At 50.4% G+C, this 20,898-nt stretch carries 20 protein-coding genes; 8 read left to right on the top strand and 12 right to left on the bottom strand.

Translation table 11 applies throughout. The annotated features are described in order from the left end of the window. Window positions 1–11: 11 nt before the first annotated feature. From FPG75_RS02890 to FPG75_RS02850, 9 genes are all read right to left on the bottom strand, one after another. Entirely contained in the window at window positions 12–1,226 is a 1,215-nt protein-coding gene (locus tag FPG75_RS02890) for a beta-ketoacyl-[acyl-carrier-protein] synthase family protein (RefSeq protein WP_143305049.1), read from the bottom strand. Window positions 1,227–1,238: 12 nt separating this feature from the next. After that, window positions 1,239–1,496 (bottom strand): phosphopantetheine-binding protein, encoded by a 258-nt coding sequence (locus FPG75_RS02885; RefSeq protein ID WP_127035163.1) that lies wholly within the window; start codon window positions 1,494–1,496, stop codon window positions 1,239–1,241. Window positions 1,497–1,585: 89 nt separating this feature from the next. Next, on the bottom strand, window positions 1,586–2,878 hold the full coding sequence (locus tag FPG75_RS02880; protein WP_143305048.1) for an ABC transporter permease: 1,293 nt from the start codon (window positions 2,876–2,878) through the stop codon (window positions 1,586–1,588). Between the two features lie 3 nt (window positions 2,879–2,881). Next, complete coding sequence (locus FPG75_RS02875; RefSeq protein WP_236652712.1) at window positions 2,882–3,628, bottom strand: ABC transporter ATP-binding protein; 747 nt, start codon at window positions 3,626–3,628, stop codon at window positions 2,882–2,884. A 3-nt stretch (window positions 3,629–3,631) separates the two neighbouring features. Continuing rightward, window positions 3,632–4,636, bottom strand: a complete 1,005-nt coding sequence (locus FPG75_RS02870; protein WP_143305047.1) for a BtrH N-terminal domain-containing protein — start codon at window positions 4,634–4,636, stop codon at window positions 3,632–3,634. Between the two features lie 8 nt (window positions 4,637–4,644). Continuing rightward, a complete protein-coding gene (locus FPG75_RS02865; protein ID WP_143305046.1) occupies window positions 4,645–5,043 on the bottom strand; it encodes a hypothetical protein in 399 nt (132 codons plus the stop codon). A 24-nt stretch (window positions 5,044–5,067) separates the two neighbouring features. Continuing rightward, window positions 5,068–6,204 carry a beta-ketoacyl-ACP synthase III gene (locus FPG75_RS02860; protein ID WP_143305045.1) on the bottom strand — a complete coding sequence of 379 codons (1,137 nt, stop codon included), beginning with the start codon at window positions 6,202–6,204 and terminating at the stop codon, window positions 5,068–5,070. A gap of 176 nt (window positions 6,205–6,380) precedes the next feature. Then, window positions 6,381–7,301, bottom strand: coding sequence for a TroA family protein (locus FPG75_RS02855; RefSeq protein ID WP_143305044.1), 921 nt, complete (start codon window positions 7,299–7,301; stop codon window positions 6,381–6,383). Between the two features lie 285 nt (window positions 7,302–7,586). Continuing rightward, window positions 7,587–8,321 carry a head GIN domain-containing protein gene (locus tag FPG75_RS02850; RefSeq protein ID WP_143305043.1) on the bottom strand — a complete coding sequence of 245 codons (735 nt, stop codon included), beginning with the start codon at window positions 8,319–8,321 and terminating at the stop codon, window positions 7,587–7,589. 94 nt (window positions 8,322–8,415) lie between these two features. On the opposite strand from FPG75_RS02850, the gene guaA reads away from it, so the two are divergent. Both guaA and FPG75_RS02840 read left to right on the top strand, forming a co-directional pair. Further along, entirely contained in the window at window positions 8,416–9,954 is a 1,539-nt protein-coding gene (gene guaA / locus FPG75_RS02845; protein WP_143305042.1) for a glutamine-hydrolyzing GMP synthase, read from the top strand. 117 nt (window positions 9,955–10,071) lie between these two features. Continuing rightward, window positions 10,072–11,376, top strand: coding sequence for an ABC transporter substrate-binding protein (locus FPG75_RS02840; RefSeq protein ID WP_143305041.1), 1,305 nt, complete (start codon window positions 10,072–10,074; stop codon window positions 11,374–11,376). 28 nt (window positions 11,377–11,404) lie between these two features. Here the strand turns inward: FPG75_RS02840 and FPG75_RS02835 are convergent, their stop codons facing one another. Continuing rightward, window positions 11,405–12,775 carry an MFS transporter gene (locus tag FPG75_RS02835; RefSeq protein WP_161596640.1) on the bottom strand — a complete coding sequence of 457 codons (1,371 nt, stop codon included), beginning with the start codon at window positions 12,773–12,775 and terminating at the stop codon, window positions 11,405–11,407. Between the two features lie 143 nt (window positions 12,776–12,918). On the opposite strand from FPG75_RS02835, the gene FPG75_RS02830 reads away from it, so the two are divergent. Further along, entirely contained in the window at window positions 12,919–13,392 is a 474-nt protein-coding gene (locus FPG75_RS02830) for an Lrp/AsnC family transcriptional regulator (protein WP_143305039.1), read from the top strand. 42 nt (window positions 13,393–13,434) lie between these two features. After that, a complete protein-coding gene (locus tag FPG75_RS02825) occupies window positions 13,435–14,034 on the top strand; it encodes a hypothetical protein (RefSeq protein WP_143305038.1) in 600 nt (199 codons plus the stop codon). On the opposite strand, the gene FPG75_RS02820 is transcribed toward FPG75_RS02825, so the two are convergent. Beyond that, window positions 14,035–14,613, bottom strand: coding sequence for a hypothetical protein (locus FPG75_RS02820; RefSeq protein WP_143305037.1), 579 nt, complete (start codon window positions 14,611–14,613; stop codon window positions 14,035–14,037). A gap of 42 nt (window positions 14,614–14,655) precedes the next feature. On the opposite strand from FPG75_RS02820, the gene FPG75_RS02815 reads away from it, so the two are divergent. From FPG75_RS02815 to FPG75_RS02805, 3 genes are all read left to right on the top strand, one after another. Then, window positions 14,656–15,516, top strand: a complete 861-nt coding sequence (locus tag FPG75_RS02815) for a helix-turn-helix domain-containing protein (RefSeq protein WP_161596639.1) — start codon at window positions 14,656–14,658, stop codon at window positions 15,514–15,516. A 62-nt stretch (window positions 15,517–15,578) separates the two neighbouring features. Next, complete coding sequence (locus FPG75_RS02810) at window positions 15,579–15,980, top strand: ester cyclase (RefSeq protein WP_143305035.1); 402 nt, start codon at window positions 15,579–15,581, stop codon at window positions 15,978–15,980. Between the two features lie 37 nt (window positions 15,981–16,017). Continuing rightward, complete coding sequence (locus FPG75_RS02805; protein ID WP_143305034.1) at window positions 16,018–17,076, top strand: S66 peptidase family protein; 1,059 nt, start codon at window positions 16,018–16,020, stop codon at window positions 17,074–17,076. On the opposite strand, the gene FPG75_RS02800 is transcribed toward FPG75_RS02805, so the two are convergent. Then, window positions 17,047–18,372 (bottom strand): NCS2 family permease, encoded by a 1,326-nt coding sequence (locus FPG75_RS02800; RefSeq protein WP_143305033.1) that lies wholly within the window; start codon window positions 18,370–18,372, stop codon window positions 17,047–17,049. The two genes, FPG75_RS02805 and FPG75_RS02800, sit on opposite strands and share 30 nt — an antisense overlap. 69 nt (window positions 18,373–18,441) lie before the next feature. Between FPG75_RS02800 and FPG75_RS02795 the strand changes: the two genes are divergently transcribed. Next, the gene (locus FPG75_RS02795) at window positions 18,442–20,895 is read left to right on the top strand and encodes a ligase-associated DNA damage response DEXH box helicase (protein ID WP_143305032.1); all 2,454 of its coding nucleotides are present in this window, start codon (window positions 18,442–18,444) and stop codon (window positions 20,893–20,895) included. The last annotated feature ends 3 nt before the right edge of the window (window positions 20,896–20,898 follow it).

The raw sequence follows: 20,898 nt of genomic DNA, 5'->3' as shown, positions 1-20,898 counted from the left end.
GTATGTAACACTTACCCTTCATATTTACTGATCACGAGAGAGGCATTATTGCCTCCGAAGCCGAATGAGTTTGAAATAACATTGTTTACAGACTGTCCCTCCTGCAAGGTGGTCACAGGTGCTATCTGCAATTCTTCCATCCTTTCTGAAAAATTGAGATTAGGGAAGATCAGTCCATGTTGTATGGCCAATGCTGCATAGATGGCCTCAATAGCGCCGGCTGCCGCCAGCGTGTGTCCTGTAAAGGGTTTGGTAGAGCTGAACAAAGGTACCCTGGTACCAAACAATCGCTCCAATGCTTTCCCTTCAGAGATATCATTATTTAAAGTGGCGGTGCCATGCACATTGATATACTGCACCTCTTCCAGGGTTCTGCCGCTCATTGCCAGCGCATTTTTCATGGCTTCGTAAGCGCCATCGCCATCCGGGGAGGGCGAGGTAGGATGGAATGCTTCGTTGGTATTGCAGTAACCGCTGAATTCCGCCAGTATGCGGCTGTTGTTGGTCCGCGCAAACGACTCACTCTCCAATACCAGGTAGGCCGCGCCTTCACCGAGGTTCAGACCGGTACGCTGCTGATCAAAAGGGCGGCAGAAGTTTTTATCTACGTTCTTCAGCGAGTTAAAACCGTTGAGTGTAAAGCGGGTGAGCGCCTCCGTGCCGCCGCACACCATCCGGGGAAGCATCCCCTGTTTGATCATACGGGCGCCAAACATCAATGCGTTGGCAGAGGAGGAACAAGCCGTGCTTACAGTGGCGATATGTTCGCTGAAACCAACGGTGTCGGCTATACGCTGTGTACAGTCGGCGCAATCCAGTGTGTCGACATACTGCAGGAATACGCCTTCTTTTTCCGGGTTGATGATATCGAAATATACTTTTTCGGTATCGCACATCCCTCCCACGGTGCTGGCATTGATAAAGCCGGTGGGCACATCCTGTATATCGCGGATACCGGCATGGTGCAGGGCTTCACGCATCGCTACCAGGCCGAGCAAGGTGGTGCGCGTAAATCCGTTCTGCACAGGAATACCCGCCATAGCAAATAGCGCGGCATTGTCCTGCTTTACTTCTCCAACCGGTAAAACATCTTTGTAAATGGTATCGATATAGCGGGTATATCCAAGGCCACTACGGCTTTCGCGCAGGCCTTGCAAATTTCCGGCTACGTTATCACCAATGGCGGTGATCATTCCCATCCCTGTTATAAACACTCTTTCCGCCATGTGGCCAATCGCTTATGCCGGTTGTTTGGATTGGATAAATTCTGCCATAGACTGAACAGATTGCAGGATCTTGCGGCCTTCACGCGGATCTTCTACTTTGATGTGGTATTGTCTTTCCAGCAGTACCATGAGTTCCAGTGAATCGATGCTGTCGAGCCCAAGCCCTTCACCAAACAGCGGCGCATTGTCGTCAATATCTTCCGGTTTGGTATCCTGCAGGTTCAAGGCTTCAATGATCTGTTCTTTCAGTTTCTTTTTTAATTCTTCCATAATGTTGTAGGTTTATCGCTGCTCTGGCGCAGGCGAATGCCCTTGTAAGGGGTAAAAATACAGTTTTAGTATTGTTTTGAAAACATTTATCAGTTCATTCTTCTTTTTTCCACCCAGCCGGCAATGGCCAGCATGGCCAATCCGGTGAGTATCAGCCGTAAAACGTTCTTCCACACAAAGCCGATATCCTCATTACGCAGGTAGATATCGTTGATCGCATCGAGGCCCCAGCTGAGGGGCGACAGATGCCCGATCACCTGCATTTTGGCGGGCATTACTTCCAGCGGTATCCAGATGCCGCCGATGGCGGAGAGGATCACGATGGAGATCGCACCGAAGTTAAGCGCCTGGTTGGGCGTTTTAAACAAAGTACCAATGAGTATGCCATATGCGGTAGCGGCCAGCCCGATGCCCGCAGCCACCAGCAGGGTAGCGCCATGATGCTGTCCCATGGCCAGTTTTGGCAGGTCGAGCCAGGGCATGGCATAGATACCCACGAGCATCATCAGGTAGAATTGTAATATGCAGATACCTACAAAGAACATCATCTTTCCTGCAAGAATGGACAGGTAGGAACCTGGTATCAACTTCATGCGGAGCAGGCTGCCGTCTTCCCTTTCACGGATCATATTACCCGCGATAGGTATCACGATAAAGAACATCGCGAAGATGCTCCATGCCGGCACATTGTGCTGCACCGAGTTGGAGATCACCTCGGCCTGTTTGGCGGTACCGGTGGCCTGTTCTTTCAAACCTACGGCCTGCAGGCGTATTGCAAGGGTATCGTTGTTTTGCACGGTGGAGTCTTTACTTTTCAGTTGCTGCTTAATGCGGTCCAGCAGCATGTCTGTCTCCACCTGTGTCAAAAAATTATCGATCGCCTGGTGAATGGCTCCTTTGAAAGCCTTCTTGGCAGCGGGATCAAAGTAGATGGTCACATTCAGTGAATCAATACCTTTTTTTACCGGCAGCGACATTGTCATGCCCATGCGATGTGTGATATCGTTCACGATGCGGTTAGCATTGCTCACAATGGCCGCTGTGGCGCCTGAAGGGATAATGATACTGATCTTGTAATCGCCATTATTCACCAGCTGGCGGGCCATTTCCGCGGTAACAGGCTGCCCCTGCAAAGAATCGATGATATTGAACTGACCGCCATGCTCCAGTCCTTCGCGGATATATCGTCCCAGGCGGCCATGGTCATTATCTACCGTTAAAATATCAAACTTTATTTCCTGGTAATCTTTGAAGGGCGCATCTTGTATGAGGGCCATCACGGTGATCAATATCACCGGCATCACAAACAGGAGCGAGAGTCCCATTTTATCCCTCAACAGCAGCTGCCATTCTTTTTTTATTGTTGCCAGAAATCTTAACATATGCTAGTCTCTTAGTGCATGCCCGGTATAATGAAGGAAAACATCTTCCAGGTTGCTGCAGGTGGCCTGCTGGCTGATCAGCTCCTGTGGCCGGCCCTGAACGATCAGGCGGCCTTCGTCTATAATCGCAACTTCCTCGCAAAGCGACTGTGCTTCTTCCAGTAAATGGGAAGTATACAGGATACTGGCGCCGCTACGGTTATATTCCCGGAGGAATTGCAGGATCATGCTGCGCGATTGTACATCCACACCCGCGGTAGGTTCATCGAGGATCAGCAAAGAAGGTTGATGCAGGATGGCCGCGATGATATTCGCACGGCGCTTCATGCCACCGGAATATTTGTAGATCTCTTTGTGGGCGGCCTTTTCCAGGCCAAACACTTCGAGGTATTGCAGGATGCGCGCCTGCAATGTTTTTCCTTTATATCCGTAGAGATTACCAAAATAAGTGAGGTTTTCCATGGCGGTGAGCTGCGGATACAACGCGATGCGCTGCGGCACAACACCGATCAGGCGCTTGATGGCTTCGCGGTGTGCAGCATTCTGGTGAAGACCGTTGATAGTCACCGCACCACTGTCGGCATGTACCAGTCCGCAAAGGATAGAGATCGTAGTGGTTTTGCCAGCGCCGTTAGGCCCCAGCAGTCCGGCAATGCGGCCTTCCGGGAACGAGAAGCTGAGCCCTTTTAATGTAGGCTCCGCGGCTCCTTTGAAGGTTTTATATAACTCATTAACAGCGATGCTGGACATATCTTACCATTTCACCTGTGCCAGTTTTTTGAAGAACGCTTCTTCTGCATCGGCACATTGCAATAACATTTCACTCAGTTGTTGATAGGACACATTGTCGGTCGTACGGCTCTTGCACACACGGCCGGCAGCAAACGCGAAATTGCGCCACAGGTCACCGGTTTGGGTGAGCTCTGTTGCCATCTTCTTCAATTCATCTTTTTGCAGCACCTGAGCGGCCTCCTGTAAAAATGCAGCATACAGGAAACGGAAACCTGCGCCGCCGGTGCCAATCTCTTCCTGCATACGGATGATATTTCCAAGATACAAGGCAGACCTTCTCTCCCCTACTTTCTCCGGGTATTGCTTCACGCGGTTGGCGAGAAAGCGGATGCCTTTCACCCCGAACATAGGAATGGGGATCTTGAGCATATAATGACAGGTCTGAAGGATGCCTTCTTTAATAGGTTGATGCAGCGATACCTCTTTCGGCACATGTACCGGGTAGTACATCTTGCCTTTAGGCGCTGGAAACCCTTTGGCAAAGCGGGCTTGCACCAGGCTGTCGCGGTCTATGGTAGTCACGCTGTCCATCACCGGATCGCTGACGAGATAATGGCCATTCTCTTTTCCATACACCACGAGGTTATGCGCATTGAAATGAAAACGGTAAGACGCCGGAAAATAAGGCAGGTAATAAACGCTGGATTGCAGCCCTACCGGCACGCCTGCCGCTACTGCTTCATCCAGTGCCTGCATGCCTTTTTCGGGCGTGGAATATTTATGTGATTCCATTCGTACGCCCAGGCGCTTGCATACCCGCTGGAAGATCGCTCCCGGCCAGATGCGGTAAGTGGTGCCTGGTACGCCGTTCACCTTCACAAACGGCAGGTGCCCGAAAAAGAGACCTGCGCCGATGCCGAAGGCCATCGGTTCGCTGATCTGCAAGCCGTGATAAGCAAACAGGTTGGAGATCACGCCGCTTTCGCAATGTGCTGTTTGTGTGTGATGGAATTGTATTTCGCTCATGATACTTTTTACTTCAGATTTTTCAGCTCGTCGATGCTCACTTTGAATGCATCGGCGTAGCGTTGCAGCATTTGAGTGCTCAACCTTTTGAACACAGCCGGCTTCATATGCCTTTTCACCTGCCATTGGAATTTACCTACATAGTTAGCCAGCAGTGGCAGATCCATCAGCGTCTTTACCATGTAATAGGCGATGGGGCTGATTTCTCCGGCCAGCACACGCTCGCGCGCAGCCTTCACATTTTCATTCACTTCTTCCCAGGCTTGTCCCAGTGCAATGTTCTCCGGTTCCCAGCCCGAACTCTGCACCTGTACATAGTCGCCGGAGTTATCCACCGCATACATAATTTGCTTGAATGTACCTTCATGCAGGTTATCGCTATCCTGCGGCACTTCATCTTTTTTCATGACAGCAGTTTTTTGGGTGAATGCTTATACCACCGTGATGTGGGCATAAGCATATGAAAAACGTGCGCTCTCAGGTACCATCATCACCACTTTCTGTCCTTTCTTGAAACGGCCGGCATTCATCAGCTCTTCCAGCATCAGGTAAGGGGAAGCGGTGCCCACGTTACCAACGTTGGCCAGGTTGGTGAACCATTTTTCCAGCGGGATAGGTACGCCCAGGCGGGTGATCTCTTCATCTATCTTCAATCTGAAAAATTCAGAAGAAAGATGTGGCAGGAAGAAATCTATTTCATCAAGATTAATGTTATGACGTTCCACCAGCTCTTTCCACATCTGGGCGCCGGAAGGAACAATATTTTTACCGAGGAGGCGGGTATCTTGTTTAAAAGAGAAAACACTATGCTGTGCCCATTCGTCTGGCGTCATATCGATCCAGCCTTTGGTGCTGCCGTCCGCATTTTTGATAGCGCCGGCATACATGCAGGTTTCCAGTTCGTTGGCGTAAGAAGCGATCTCCACCCAGTCTACTCGCAGCGACAAGCCTTCTTCATTGGGCTTATCCTGGAACAGGGCGGCGCTGGCGCCGTCAGATAACATCCAGCGCAAGAAGTCTTTTTCGAAAGCGATGATCGGATTTTCATCGAGGCTTTTCAGGTTCTCTGCTTCCGGCTGGAATTTCTGTGCCAGCATCCAGGCGGAGAATTTCTCGGAGCCAGTGCTTACTGCATTGGAGGTGTTACCACAGCGGATAGACATCCAGGCATATTTGAAGGCCTGCATACCTGCCGCGCAAGCGCCGGTAGCGGCGATCAGCTCTACGGGCTGGCATTTGAGGATACCGTGTACCATGGCTGCATGGTTAGGTAATAACTGGTCGGGGGAAGTGGTACCACAGGCCAGCAATTCCATTTTGCTGATAGGGAACTTTTCGTCAAACAAACCCTTTACCGCTTCGGCGGTCATCTCAGCATTGGAGTGGGTGGAGTTTCCTTCTTTATCAAGCGAATAATAACGGGTTTTGATCTTGTTATTGCCCAGGATCTTTAAACGCGCGCGGGAAGGCTTTCCGTCCACCATTCCGAGGATGCTCTCCATTTCATCATTTTCGACAGGCTTGTTAGGTAAGAATTTCGACAGCCTGGTAATATATACTTCCTTCATTTGAAAATAATTCGACATTTTTCACATGCAACCCGTTGGCTAAACATGTTTGGTTTGATTTACGATATTCACAGACGTAAATATATAATTCTAATCGGAATTACAATATTACGGGACCGGCGCTAGCGGTTCCAATGTTAAGTTGGCAAAAGACGTGCTGTTTCTGTTCCGGCACGTCAGCGCAAGGTAATACCTTTATAGTATTCTACTTCGCGCAGGAGTGCTGCTTTTTTGAGATTTAATTTAATGAGGGAAGAGATCAGCGTGATCGGCGTGAGCACGAAGATACCTACCAGCAAGAGTCCGCGGTACATACTCACACGACCCTGGCGTTCGGGGGCGCCCGGGCCGCCTTTGGCGCTGATGAATTTCGCCCAGAAGCGGAAAGCCTTGATACCATTACCTTCCAGCAATACGAGGTTGGGCAGCAGCTCTACGGCATTGAGCGCCAGCAACTGCGGATGCAGCTGGCTCCATTCTTTTTTATCCAGCGCTTCGGCCAGCGGAGCGGCAAAGCGAGAGGAGGTCACAATCTCGTTTTCCTGAACGCCCGCCTGTGGCAGAAAACGGGTTGCTTCTTTTTTTCCTTTGAAAGCCCAGCGAAGGATGGTGATCAACGAAACCAGGTTAGGGGACTTATCTACCAAAACAATATTGCCTACCAGCGTGGCGCCGGCTTCTTGCAGATATCCTTTTACTTTTTCCTGTGCATTGAGCCACATGTTGCGCGCGCCCAGCAGGGTCACCACGTTCTTGCCTTTCAGCAGCTGCGCACCTTGTTCACTTTGCAGGAACGCGGCAGTAGGCTGTGAGGGCGACAGAAACCAGGGCTGGTAAGCCAGCAACACCAGGTCGAAGTGCGCGTGCACATCCACTTTCAACGGCTTTATAGCCCGCGGTGTTCCCTGAACGGTTTCCGGCATCGTATCATAAAACGTCTGCTTTTTCCAGGGAAATACAAACGGTTCAACCGGAACCAGTTGCTCAAATGTAATGTCGGCCTTGCCTTCCAGCGGCGCCAACACATGATCTATGATCCTTTTTAATTGCCCGGTTTGGGTATAATATACCACCAGGATCTTCGGTCTTTCGTTCATAAAAGGAATAGGAGTTCAACAATTTCAAACCGTAAACATACAAAAAAGAAGTCTCATTTATAAGATTTAATGATAATTTGATTTTACGGCAGATAAGGGGTCGAAACGTTTGATGGGGTGGAGAAACATAACTGGCAAGGCTTGTGCCCCAGCCAGGTACTGCATCAACCGGCTTTGTTTGATGGTGCAGTACCTGGACTAAAGGACTTTTTTGATCATCCAATTAACAGATAAATGCTGCTTTATATGATAAATGGAGTGTTAAAATTTTGCCAATATTGACGATCAGATTTTTTGAACAGTGCCAGAACCCGCTACAGAACTGGATACCTGGGGAGTGCCTTTGTATTTCACATCACCGGAGCCGGCAATTTTGGCGTCCAGTTTTACGCTGGCATGCACACGTGCATCACCGCTGCCCATGATCTTCACCGATGCATTTTCCGCCATCAGCTCTTCACCAAAGAAGTCGCCGCTGCCAGCGATAGATACATTCACATCACGTGTTTCGCCACTGATATGTATATTACCGGAACCGGAGATAGAAGCCTTTACAGCAGGTGCAGCAATAGCGCCATTCACATTACCGGAGCCGGTTAACGAGATCTTTACATCTTCCTTGCTGCTGAATTTGTTATTGAATTTCAGATCACCGGAACCTGCGAGGGCGATGTCATCCACTTCATTGGAGGTGAGATACACCGTGATATCATGATGAGTGGAGATGGAAGTATTACGCTTGAAACGTACCGTCAGCGTACCATTACCATCATTTACCAGTTCTATTACCGGAACAATATTATCGTCGGCTTCCACTACCGCTTTTGTATCACCCTGGGAAAGCTCCACATTCATGCTGCCATCCACTTTGAGACGATGAAAGCTGCTGATCTTGCGTTCTTCCTTGATAACGTTTCCGCTGCCTTTAACACGGAACTGACCTACCACATTGCAGGAGCTGAACATAGCAATAGCTGCAAACAATACAGTGGCCTGGCACAGGAATAATCTAATTTTCATAGTAAGTTAATTATTGGAGAAAGATACGCACAGTTTTCCGATTTTGGAATTTCAAAATCCGAATTTGGCGGAAGGGCTTTATCTTTGCACCACCATGACAGAAAAGATACTTATCCTCGATTTCGGCTCCCAATATACACAGCTGATCGCACGCAGCATCCGGGAACTGAATGTTTATTGCGAAATTAAACCATGTCTCCAGCCGATTGCCTGGGACGATTCCATCAAGGGCATCATTTTATCAGGTAGCCCATTTTCCGTGAACGATGCGCAGGCACCCAATGTGGATATCGCTGCCATGGCCGCAAAAGTGCCGGTGCTGGGCATCTGCTACGGCGCACAGCTGATGGCAAAGAACTTTGGCGGAGAAGTGGCCAAAAGCAATATCCGCGAATATGGCCGCGCTTTTATGGAGCACCAGGACAAAGAAGAAAAACTCTTATATGATATAGCGGCCAAAAGCCAGGTGTGGATGAGCCACTCCGATACCATCAAACGTATCCCCGAGCATTTTGAAGTGATCGCCACCACCGAAAATATTCCGGTAGCCGCCTTCAAAAGCACATCGGTAGCTGCTAACCCGATCTTCGGCCTGCAGTTCCACCCGGAAGTAACACACTCCCTCGAAGGCAAACAGATCATCCGCAACTTTCTCCTGCATATCTGCAAATGCAGCCAGGACTGGACCCCTGCCGCCTTTGTACAGGAAACCATCGCGCGCATCAAAGAGCAGGTGGGCGATAAAAGAGTGGTAATGGCCCTCAGTGGCGGCGTAGACTCCACCGTGGCAGCAGAGCTGATCCACAAGGCCATCGGTAAAAATCTCTTCTGCATATTTGTAGATAACGGCCTGTTACGCAAAGATGAATTCGATACCGTACTCGAATCATACAAGCATATGGGCCTCAACGTGAAGGGCGTAAACGCCAAAGACCTGTTCTATGGCCAGCTGGACGGCGTTTCCGATCCGGAAAAGAAACGCAAGATCATCGGCCGCCTCTTCATAGAAGTGTTCCAGCATGAAGCCGTTCAGCTCCAGGATATCTCCTTCCTCGGCCAGGGTACCATCTATCCTGACGTGATCGAATCAGTATCTGTGAACGGTCCTTCTGTTACCATCAAGTCGCACCACAATGTGGGCGGCCTTCCTGAGAAGATGAACATGCAGCTGGTAGAGCCGCTGCGCTTTCTCTTCAAAGATGAAGTACGTCGCGTAGGCCGTGAAATAGGCATCAGCGAGATCTTCCTGGGCCGCCATCCCTTCCCCGGGCCGGGCCTCGCGATCCGTATCCTTGGCGCCATCACACCGGAAAAAGTGGCTATGTTACAGGAAGCAGACGCCATCTACATCGAAGGACTGCGTGAAGCAGGCCTCTACGATAAAGTATGGCAAGCCGGTACCATCCTTCTCCCCGTACAGAGCGTGGGCGTAATGGGCGATGAACGTACCTACGAATTTACCGTGGCCCTCCGCGCCGTAACATCGGTAGATGGCATGACCGCCGACTGGGCGCATCTGCCATACGAATTCCTGGCTAAAATGTCGAACGATATTATCAACAGGGTGAAAGGTATCAACCGCGTAGTGTATGATATCAGCTCCAAGCCACCCGCCACGATCGAGTGGGAATAGCAGATACTTTGATAAATAGTGAATGGTGAATAGTTTGGTTTGATTTTGGCTGATCACCATTCACTATTTGTCAACAACTATTCACCATTCACATCTTACCAGTCACTAATCTTTATTATGAGCCAATTAGTTTCTATCAAACACCTGTTAGCCGGACTGGCTTTTTCTGTCGTGATCAGCGCGTGTTCTTCCTCCCGGAAAACGACCAGTCGTGTACCGCCACCACCGCCCCCCAGCAACAAACCTGCGCCGGAGAAAAAACCGGAATCCCCGAAAGAAGCTGCCAGAGCACCTTTCAACGTTCCTGCTTTCGGGAAGGAAGTAAAAAAAACTTCCTATAATGTTGCCCTCTTTACACCATTGTACCTCGACTCCGTATTTGCTACCTCCAACGATATTCCCGGCCGTACTATGCCGAGGTATGTATTGCCCGGATTGGAATTTTACGAAGGCGCCCAATTGGCGCTCGACAGTCTCCAGCAACAAGGCTATCATCTTAATGTAACCGTATACGATAGTAAGGGCAAACAAAGCGTGGGCAGCCTGCTCCGCAGCAAGGCGCTGGATAACACTGACCTCATCATCGGCGCTGTTACCAACCCCGACCTGAAAGAGCTCAGCGACTTTGCCAAACGCAAGGAGATCAATTTCGTGTCTGCCACCTTCCCCAACGATGGCGGCATCAACGACAATCCCTTCCTCTTCATCAGCAACAGCACCCTGAAAACGCACTGTGAAGCGATCCACAATTATGTGCAGGATGCTTTCGCTACCAAAAATATTGTGCTGCTGCGCCGCAACAGCGCCTTCGAAGGCCGCATGGCAGCGGATATCAAGGCAGCATATGAAAAATCTGCCAATCCTAAAAAATCCAGGATACGTGAAGTAGTATGGAGCGATGCCACTACGCCTGAAGAACTGTCTAAATACCTGCTCACCGACCGCCCTAACGTAGTGATCATAACAGCGCTCGATGAAGCCGGCGCCAAGAACATTCTGCGCAAACTGAGCACCAACGCGGCTACCTATCCCTTGCAGATATTTGGTATGCCCACCTGGGATGTGATCAAACTGAAAGATCCGGAATTCAAAGGCTTACAGATATATTACTCTTCTCCCTACTTCAACGACAAATCTGATTTGTTCAGCAAATATGTGAATGACTATTTCCGCAGAACATACAAGGCACGTCCTTCAGATATGGCCTATAAAGGATTTGACCTTACTTATTATTTCATCCGGCAGCTGAACGCCAAGGGTCTCTATTTCAACGGAACCGTTGCAGAGGCGCCGAAAGTGATCACCAATTACAACTTCCAGCCGGTTTACTTGAAAGAGCCGGAAACTACGCCTTCTTACTTCGAGAATAAAAATATCTTCATCATACAGAAAGGAGATACTGCAGATATTAAAATGAAATGATCTTCGCGAAGACCAGCCCCTGAAGCGCTCAAAGCGCTTCAGGGGCTTCTGGCCGCAGATAGCAAAATGAGATCAATGGCACAATCGCCAGCACCGCCAATATCGTTAAGGTGATCAATCCCGCACCATAAATATTCCAATGTTGCTGTTCGCAGAGCCGCATCACCACACCAATCACCGAAAGGCCCATCCCGTTGCCGAAAGAGCCCGAAGTGGCGCTGATACCCGACGCCAGCCCGTGTTGCGCTTCCGGCGTTGATTGTACCGACAGGATCGTTACGCAGGGATAGATGATAGAAATACCCACAGAATTGAGGCACAGCACCGCGAAAAAAAGGAACACCAATGAATGCCCCATATAATTGCTCAGCAGGAAAAAGAGGATGCCCGACAGCATGAAACTATTGCCGATGATGCCGGTCTTCACCACGCCAAAACGCTGCAACAGCCGTGGCAGCAGGTATTTCGAGGTAAGGCCGGATAGTATACTGAACGGGAACAATAGCAGCCCCGCGGTAGCAGAACTGAAATGCAGCTCCTGTTGCAGGTACAAAGTAAGCAGAAAAATATAGGAGAGAAACACACTGCCGGAGAGAAAGGCGCCAAGGTTGCCCGTGATCACGCCGGGCAGCCGGAACAGTTTGAAGTCGACTAACGGCGACGGATGTACGCTTTCCCGCTTCACAAAGTAATAACCCAAGATACCCGAGACGGCAAGCAAAATGCCGAACAGCAGCGGATTACGGCCGATGCTGCCGATGGAATGTATCAGCCAGGAGGCCAGCAGCATCAGTATGGCGATCATAACGCCGCTCCATATATTCCGCGAAGTACGTTTATTGCGCTCATCTGCCGGAATATAGCGCAGGGCCAGTATCACTGCCACCGCGATTACAGGCACATTGATGAAGAACACCCATTGCCAGCCCAGTACCTTGCTAATGATACCGCCGGTAGCAAGCCCCGTAGCGAATCCAATGCCTGCCATGGCGCCGAAGACGCCCAGTGCACGGTTACGCTCTACCGGGTTCGGGAAAGTGTTAGTGATAATAGCGATGGCCGCAGGAATCGCCATGGCTACGCCAATACCCTGAAAGGCCCTGCAGGTGAGCAACCACGCAAACGACACAGAAAAACCTGCTGCCAGTGAGGCGGCAGCAAAGAGCAGCGCGCCGCTAACGAAAATGCGCCTCCTGCCGTTGGTGTCGGCGAGGCGGCCTCCCAGCAACACAAAGCCGGCATAACAAAGCACATACACTGTTTGTACCCATTGGATACCATCGGGGCCGGCGCTGAAATACAACTCCATCTGCGGAATGGCCATGTTCAATACAGATACATCCAGTGTTTCAAAGAAAATGGCCAGGCATGCCACGGTGAGAATAATTCGCTGCTTCATGTTGTTGTATTTCGCTGCAAACTTATCCATTTAGGAACAGGGATAATATATTTTCTATTTTTTTGGAAAATTTATCTTTTTATCTATCTTTATATAGATATTTATTCCGAATATTGTGATCATCGATCCATAAAAAAGAAAATATGCAGGAAATACAACTGGCGCTGGACGAAAGAGACATGAACATTTTAAAATTGTTGCAACAGGATGCGAAAATGACCATCCGCGATATTGCATCACAGCTGAACCTGAGCACCACGCCGGTATATGAACGCATCCGCAAAATGGAACAAGCTGGCGTAATCAAACAGTATGCAGCCATCGTTGACCCGCGTAAAATAGGCAAAGGCCTTACGGTATTGTGTTACATCACCCTCAAAGAACACAATAAAAAATACGGAAAAAAATTTATACAAGAGATACTCACCTTCCCGGAGATTACCGAATGCCTCAACATTTCCGGCGAATTCGACTTCATGATCAAAGTACAGGTGAAAGATATGGACGAATACAGAGAATTTTATGTGAACAAACTGGGCGAGCTGGACAACCTCAGTCATACGCAAAGTATTTTCGTGATCTCTGTGATCAAGGCCACGCACCAGGTAGTATACTAATAATGTTTTTTGTATTATCTTGGGGTGACATCTCCCTAACCTATGTTCCAACGCGCAGTTCCGGGCATTATTTGCTTTCTTTTTTGTCAGCTGCTTGCCAGTGCACAATCCCTGCGCTTTTCGCAGAGTGTGGGCCTGGGCTTATTCACAGCCCGCAATTACCTCAGCGGAGGCCTGGTGTATTCGCCGCGCTATAATTTCTTCGTACTATCTCCCCGCGCGGCCGTTTCTGTGGGCACACACCTTGGCCTGGGCGCTAATTTGCATGAAAGTTATACCAGCAACAGCAGTGGTGAATCGTCCAGCGTTTTTATAATAGACGTTCCCCTGGTGATCAATTACAACTACGGCAATGCAGCCACCAGAAAGGCTTCGCAGCGCTGGGGTTTCTTCGCTGGCGGCGGTTACGGTTTTCATAACGCCTCCCGGAATATAGATAACACCGACCTTGAAGAAGAAAGCGGTACAGAAGCTATACATATCAAAGGACCGGTGTTGAACGCCGGCCTGCAATTCCCTTTAGGCCGCAGCTCATTGAGCCTGCGCGGCGCCTGGCTGCTTAACGATGGTACCAATAATAAAGATATCCAGTCCATCACCAGCGTGGGCGTATCTTACAACATCGGCGTGCATTTCAAATGATCAACGTTGCGGCAACACTTCCAGGGTGTTGTCAAACCCGGGATGATAGTCCATATAGTTCTCCAAAGGCTCGCCGGGCGCATGTACCACTACCATGGAACAGGTGCGGCCATTCGTTGTTTCAAAGGCAATACCACGCTTGTTATCATCATATACTTCAATGCGCAGGGAATGGTTTTTTCTTTCGTATATGCGTGTACGTTTGATACCCGGATATGCCTTTTTAATCAAAGACATTGCCGTGCCCACGCCTGCTCCTTTCGCCGTTTTAAATTTCGGAGAGTTCACCCTGATCTGTCTCACATACTGGGTGTCCTGTGTGCGCATGGCGGTATATACTGCCAGCAGATGCGAAGAGTCAACAGATTGGTCTTTGTTGCGCGCATACCAGATGCGCCAGGCCTTGTTCATAGCGGCATCGCCGCCATCGGGCTTGCCCAGCGCCGACAGGCTTTCCGACGGTGCGTCGATGGTCACCTGCCCGATGGATTTGCCGGGCACAATGAGCCAGGCCTTTTGTTGCGCCATCGCGAAAGTAGCGGCGCACAAGCTCATCATCAAAAGAAAAAATGTACGCATAAGCAATGAATGAGGTTTTCCTTTATTCAATTTAGTAATTTTATGATGATGTTGAAGTTCCCGATTGATATGGACCACCAGCAGGCGCTCAAGGCCGGCGCCACGCACTACGCCATGCTCAAGCAACGCAAGGCCGTGCACAAACGTACTATTTTCCTGAAAGAAAACATGGCCGTGTTTGTAATTGCCGGTCATAAAATATTGCACTTTGAAAAACATACAGTAAAAGTAGCAGCAGGCAATATCCTGTTGCTGAAACGCGGCGTGTATGTGATGTCTGATTTCGTGCCTGATGGGCTTGACTTCCAGAGCCTCCTGCTTTATTTTTCAGATGAACAGGTGAAACGTTTCCTGCACAAGTTCGGCTATGCCACGCCCGTACCGCATTACACAGCCACGCATCTTACCCTGCCTTTAACGCCGCTGCTGGAAGCTTTCCGCGAGCAATATGTACAATACTTTTCACAACCATCTGCTAACTTCGCCAGTCTGCTGCCAGTAAAACAGTATGAGCTTTTTCTCTTATTGCTCGACAGCCCGCAACGCGCCGCCATACAGGGTTTCCTGCAACACATCGTACAGGCGCAACCGGAGGATATTGCCTGGGTGGTGAAAACGCATCTTTTCCAGCCGCTCACGCTGCCGGAACTGGCGCGGCTTTCCGGCCGCAGTCTCGCCTCCTTCAAACGTGATTTTCAACAGCAATACCATATGCCGCCACGCCGCTGGATCAATGAACAAAGGCTGGCCTATGCACATACGCTTTTGCAAACCACCAGCAAGCAAGTGGCCGAAATAGCCATAGAATGCGGCTTTGAAAACATCCCTCATTTTATCCGCAGCTTCCGGCAGGAATATGGGACAACTCCCAGCGCCATCCGCACCAAAAATGCAATTATTTGAGCCGTTTCCGTTATCATGGCAACGATGTACAGCCGTAGCTTTGTGGTACAAAAATCAATACCATGCAAAGCACCACAGAACTTAACAAAGCTGTTGTAAAACGTTTCAATGAAGCATTTCTCATAAAAGGCGACCTGCAGGCATATGAAGAAATAGTGGCCGCCGATTTCATTAACCACACCGCGCCGCCAGGTTTCGCCAACGACCGCGAGTCCGTGAAAACCTTTATCACTGAAGGTTTACAGAAGAGTTTCAGCAACCTTTCCCTGGAAATACATGATATGATCGCGGAAGATGACCGGGTGATGACCCACAAAACTTTTAGCGGCATACTCGTTGGCCCCTTGCTCGGTCAGCAACCTACCAACAAAAAAACAACCTTGCGCATCATCGATATCATCCAGCTGAGAGATGGAAAATATATCGGCCACTGGTCTATCCGCGAAATGAAAACAGCAGAATGACTTACCGCATTTGCCGAATTATGCTTATTTTAAGCATATGAACCGCAAACATTTTTTGTCTGCCATGCTCACTGCCGGCGCGGCTTTGCCGGCACTGCAAACCCTCGCCGGCATTGACCTGCAGACAACGCCCGCTCCCGCTCCCGTCATTCCGCCTTACCTCAAGCCGGGAGATATCATCGGCATCACCTGCCCCGCGGGATATATTCAGCGCGACGAAATCGCTCCCGCTATCCGCATTATGCAAAGCTGGGGATTCGTTATTCGTATAGGCAAGACCGTAGGAGCGCGCGATAACAGCTTTGGCGGCACCGATACCGAACGGGCCAAAGATTTACAGGCCATGCTCGATGACAAGCATATCAAAGCCATCATGTGCGCACGCGGCGGCTATGGTACCGCACGCATCATCGACCAGCTGGACTTTTCCAAATTCCGCCACAAGCCCAAATGGGTGATCGGCTTCAGCGACGTAACCGTGCTACACTGCCACCTTAGCCGCGTTACAGGCATCGCTTCGCTACATTCCAAAATGTGCAACAGCTTTCCCGACGACTTCCGCCAGTCGGATCCCGTGGTGCAGGATACCATCATGTCTATCTACCAGGCGCTCACTGGCAAACGCACGCAATACACCACTCCGTCAGATCCGCAGAACCGCAAAGGCAGCGCCAGCGGCCTGCTCACAGGCGGTAACCTGTCGGTGATACAAAGCATCTGCGGCACCCCTTCAGATATCATCACCAAAGGGAAAATATTATTTCTCGAAGAAGTAGGGGAATATCTCTATAATCTCGACCGGATGATGAACACCCTGCAACGCTCGGGCAAACTCAATCATCTCGCCGGTCTTATCATCGGTGGATTCAATAAAATAAAACCGGATGATCCTGGGGAAGAATTTGGCAGAACCGTTTATGATATCGTAAATGAAAAAGTGAAAGACTTCGACTACCCGGTATGCTTCAATTTCCCGGTAGGCCACCAGCGCAACAACTATGCACTCAAATGCGGCGTGGTGCACACTTTGAGCGTGGAGGCCGACAAAGTGACCCTACAGGAAAAATTATTTCACGAGAAAAGTAACGACGAATAACACCGCCAGTACATACATCACCGGGCTGATAGATCGATGCTGCCCCGTGAGCACTTTCAGCAATACATAGGAAAGCATGCCAAACACGATGCCTTCCGCAATGCTATAAGAGTAAGGCATCATCACGATGGCGAGGAAAGCGGGTATCGCTTCCGTTACATCGTTGAAGTCTATCTTCGTTACCGCCCCCATCATCAACATGCCTACAATGATCAAAGCCGGCGCAGTAGCGGCTTGCGGGATCATCGCAAATACCGGTGCAAAGAAGAGCGACAGCAGGAACATCACGGCTACCGTCAGCGCGGTAAGCCCGGTTTTGCCGCCGGCGGCAATGCCACTGGCGCTTTCTACATAAGCTGTGGCTACGCTGGTGCCTAATAATCCGGCGGCGGTGGTGCCGATGGCATCGGCCATCAGCGCTTGTTTGGCGCGGGGCAGGCGACCCTTGGCATCCAGCAGTCCGGCCTTGTTGCAAAGCCCGATCAAAGTGCCAACCGTATCAAAAAGATTTACCATCAGCAAGGTGAAAAGGATCATCACCATATCCAGGCTGAATATCTTGCTGAATTCCAGTTTAAATGCAATAGGCGCCAATGATGGCGGCAAGCCCACCAGGTGGCCGTTTTCAGGGAAATGTGTAATCCCCAGCGGAATGCCAACTACCGTTGCCGCCAGGATGCCGATCAGCAAGGCCGCATTTACTTTACGATACATCAGCACCGCGCTTATGATCAATCCGATCAGCGCGATCAGCGGCCCTACGCTGGTAATGTTTCCCATCTTCAATACTACTCCTTCGAGCTTGTCGTTACCCGCATGGTGCATGCCTGTTTGTATGATGCCCGCATTGGCCATACCGATCAGCGCGATGAGCAGCCCGATACCCACGGATATCGCATGTTTCAGATTTTCGGGAATACTGTTAATGATCGCTTCGCGGATACGGAAGAGAGATAACAGGATGAAGATGATGCCTTCCAGAAAAACGGCTGTGAGCGCAAACTGCCAGCTGTAGCCCATCGAGGCCACGATCGTATAGGCAAAGAATGCATTGAGGCCCATGCCTGGCGCCACGCCGATAGGCAGTTTGGCATAGAGCGCCATCACCAGCGTACCAATGGCCGCCGCCAGCGCCGTAGCGGTGATCAGCGCCTGGAAGTCCATCCCCGTACCGGAAAGGATACTCGGATTTACGGCCAGTATATACGCCATGGTGGAGAAGGTGGTTAAACCGGCCAGTACTTCTTTTTTGAATGTGGTGTTATTTTCGGAGAGCTGAAAAAATTTTGCGAGCATGCTGCAAAAGTAAACTGTTTTGTTGTTTAGCTTAAATTTATGCAGCGATAATCAATATAACTTTGTTGTATGAGTGGAAGAAAGGTGATCACCAGCTGGCTGGCCGCAAAAGAACTGAAGCCCTTCGCATTCCAGGAAGAAGCCTGGAACGCTTACCTGGAGGGCAAGTCGGGCCTCGTAAATGCCCCTACCGGCTTCGGTAAAACCTTCTCTCTCTTCCTGGGAGTGGTGATCGCCTGGATAGATGCCCATCCGAAAGATTATCTGAAGAAGAAAAAAAACGGGTTGCAGCTGCTCTGGGTAACGCCGTTGCGCGCTCTTGCCAAAGACCTGGCCCGCGCTATGAGCGAGGTGCTGGAAGAATTACAGATACCCTGGGAGGTAGGCATCCGCAGCGGTGATACGCCCACCGGCACGCGCGCGCAGCAAAAACGGCAGATGCCGGAAGTGCTCATCATCACCCCTGAAAGCCTGCATATCCTGCTCGCGCAAAAAGAATATCCTGAAATATTCAAACGCCTGCACACCATCGTTGTTGACGAATGGCATGAACTCATCGGCAGCAAACGCGGCGTGATGACGGAACTCGGCATCAGCCGCCTGAAAGGCCTGGCCCGCGAGGCCGACAGGCCGCCACTGAAAATATGGGGCATCTCTGCCACCATCGGCAACCTCGACGAAGCCATGGAAGTATTGCTGGGCGCGCATCACCACGCGGGCGTGATCATTCGCGCCAAATTGAAAAAGAATATCGCCCTCAAAAGCGTGATCCCGCATGAAATAGAAAACTATCCCTGGGCGGGCCACCTGGGCATCCGCATGCTGCCGCAGGCCTTGCCTGTTATCGAAGAGAGCCAGACCACGCTCCTGTTCACCAACACCCGCTCGCAGTCGGAAATATGGTACCAGTCGCTCCTGAAACATGCGCCCCAGCTGGCTGGCGCCCTCGCGCTGCATCATGGCTCCATCGATATGGAACTGCGTATATGGGTGGAAGAAGCGTTGCATAATGGTATCCTCAAGGCGGTGGTATGTACGGCCAGCCTCGATCTGGGCGTGGACTTCCGTCCGGTGGATACCGTCATACAGGTAGGCAGTCCCAAAGGAGTAGCACGCTTCCTGCAACGCGCCGGCCGTAGCGGCCACCAGCCCGGCGCCGTGAGCAAAATATTTTTCCTGCCTACCCATGCCCTCGAACTGGTAGAAGCCGCCGCCCTCAAAGCCGCCATGGAAGAGGAACTCATCGAAAGCCGCATGCCTGTGCTCCTCGCCTGGGACGTGCTGCTGCAATACCTGATGACCCTCGCCGTATCCGATGGTTTCTTTGCAACAGATATATTCGAAGAAGTACGCAACACCTTCTGCTTCCAGTCCATCACGGAAGACGAATGGCAATGGATACTCTCCTTCCTCACCACCGGCGGCGATGCGCTCTACACGTACGACGAATTTAAAAAGGTAGACCGCAACGGCAATTTCTACGTATGCCGCAGCCGCATGATGGCCATGCGCCACCGCCTGCACATCGGCACCATTGTGAGCGATGTGATGATGAAAGTAAAATTTATGAGTGGCGGATATGTAGGCGTGATCGAAGAAAGTTTTATCTCCCGCCTGCAACCCGGCGATACCTTCACCCTCGCAGGTCGCAACCTGGAATTTGTGCTGATAAAGGATATGACGGCATTTGTCCGGAAATCCACCAGCAAAAAAACGATCGTGCCCAGCTGGATGGGCGGCCGCATCCCGCTCTCGGCCAACCTCGGACGTATGCTGCGCCAGAAATTCAACGAAGCCCTCTCCCGGAAAACAAAGGACCCCGAACTATTGGCGCTACAACCATTATTCAATTTACAGGAAGAATTATCACATATTCCGAAAGATAATGAACTGCTGATAGAGATGATAGATACGAAAGACGGCTACCACCTTTTCGTATATCCGTTCGAGGGAAGGCTGGTGCATGAAGCCATGGCCGCGCTGCTGGCCTATCGTATCAGCCGCATACAGCCGATCACTTTTTCTATCGCGATGAACGACTACGGGTTTGAACTGCTCTCCGATCAGCCGATCCCGCTGAACGATGAAAATGTGAAGCAATTATTCTCTACAGAAAATCTGAATGCAGAATTACAAACAAGCGTGAATGCAACAGAGATGGCGAGAAGAAAATTCCGCGATATCGCTGTGATCGCAGGGCTCATCTTCCAGGGTTATCCCGGTAAACACAAGGCCAACAGGCATTTGCAGTCATCAGCATCACTGCTGTTTAACGTCTTCAAAGATTATGATCCGCAAAACCTGTTGCTCAGACAGGCCTTCAACGAGGCATTCTTTTACCAGATGGAAGAGGCCAGGCTCCGCGAAACGATGGACCGCATCCAGGCCAGCAATATCGTGATCACGCGGCCGCAGCAACTCACGCCGTTCTGCTTCCCGATAAAAGTAGACAGTCTCCGCGATACAATGACCAGCGAAAAGCTGGAAGACCGCATCAAAAAATTGATTTCTGCCAACGGATAAGAA

The organism is Chitinophaga vietnamensis, assembly GCF_902167635.1.
GTDB classification, from domain to species: Bacteria; Bacteroidota; Bacteroidia; order Chitinophagales; family Chitinophagaceae; genus Chitinophaga; species Chitinophaga vietnamensis.
This window is presented reverse-complemented; position numbering and strand designations above follow the sequence as displayed.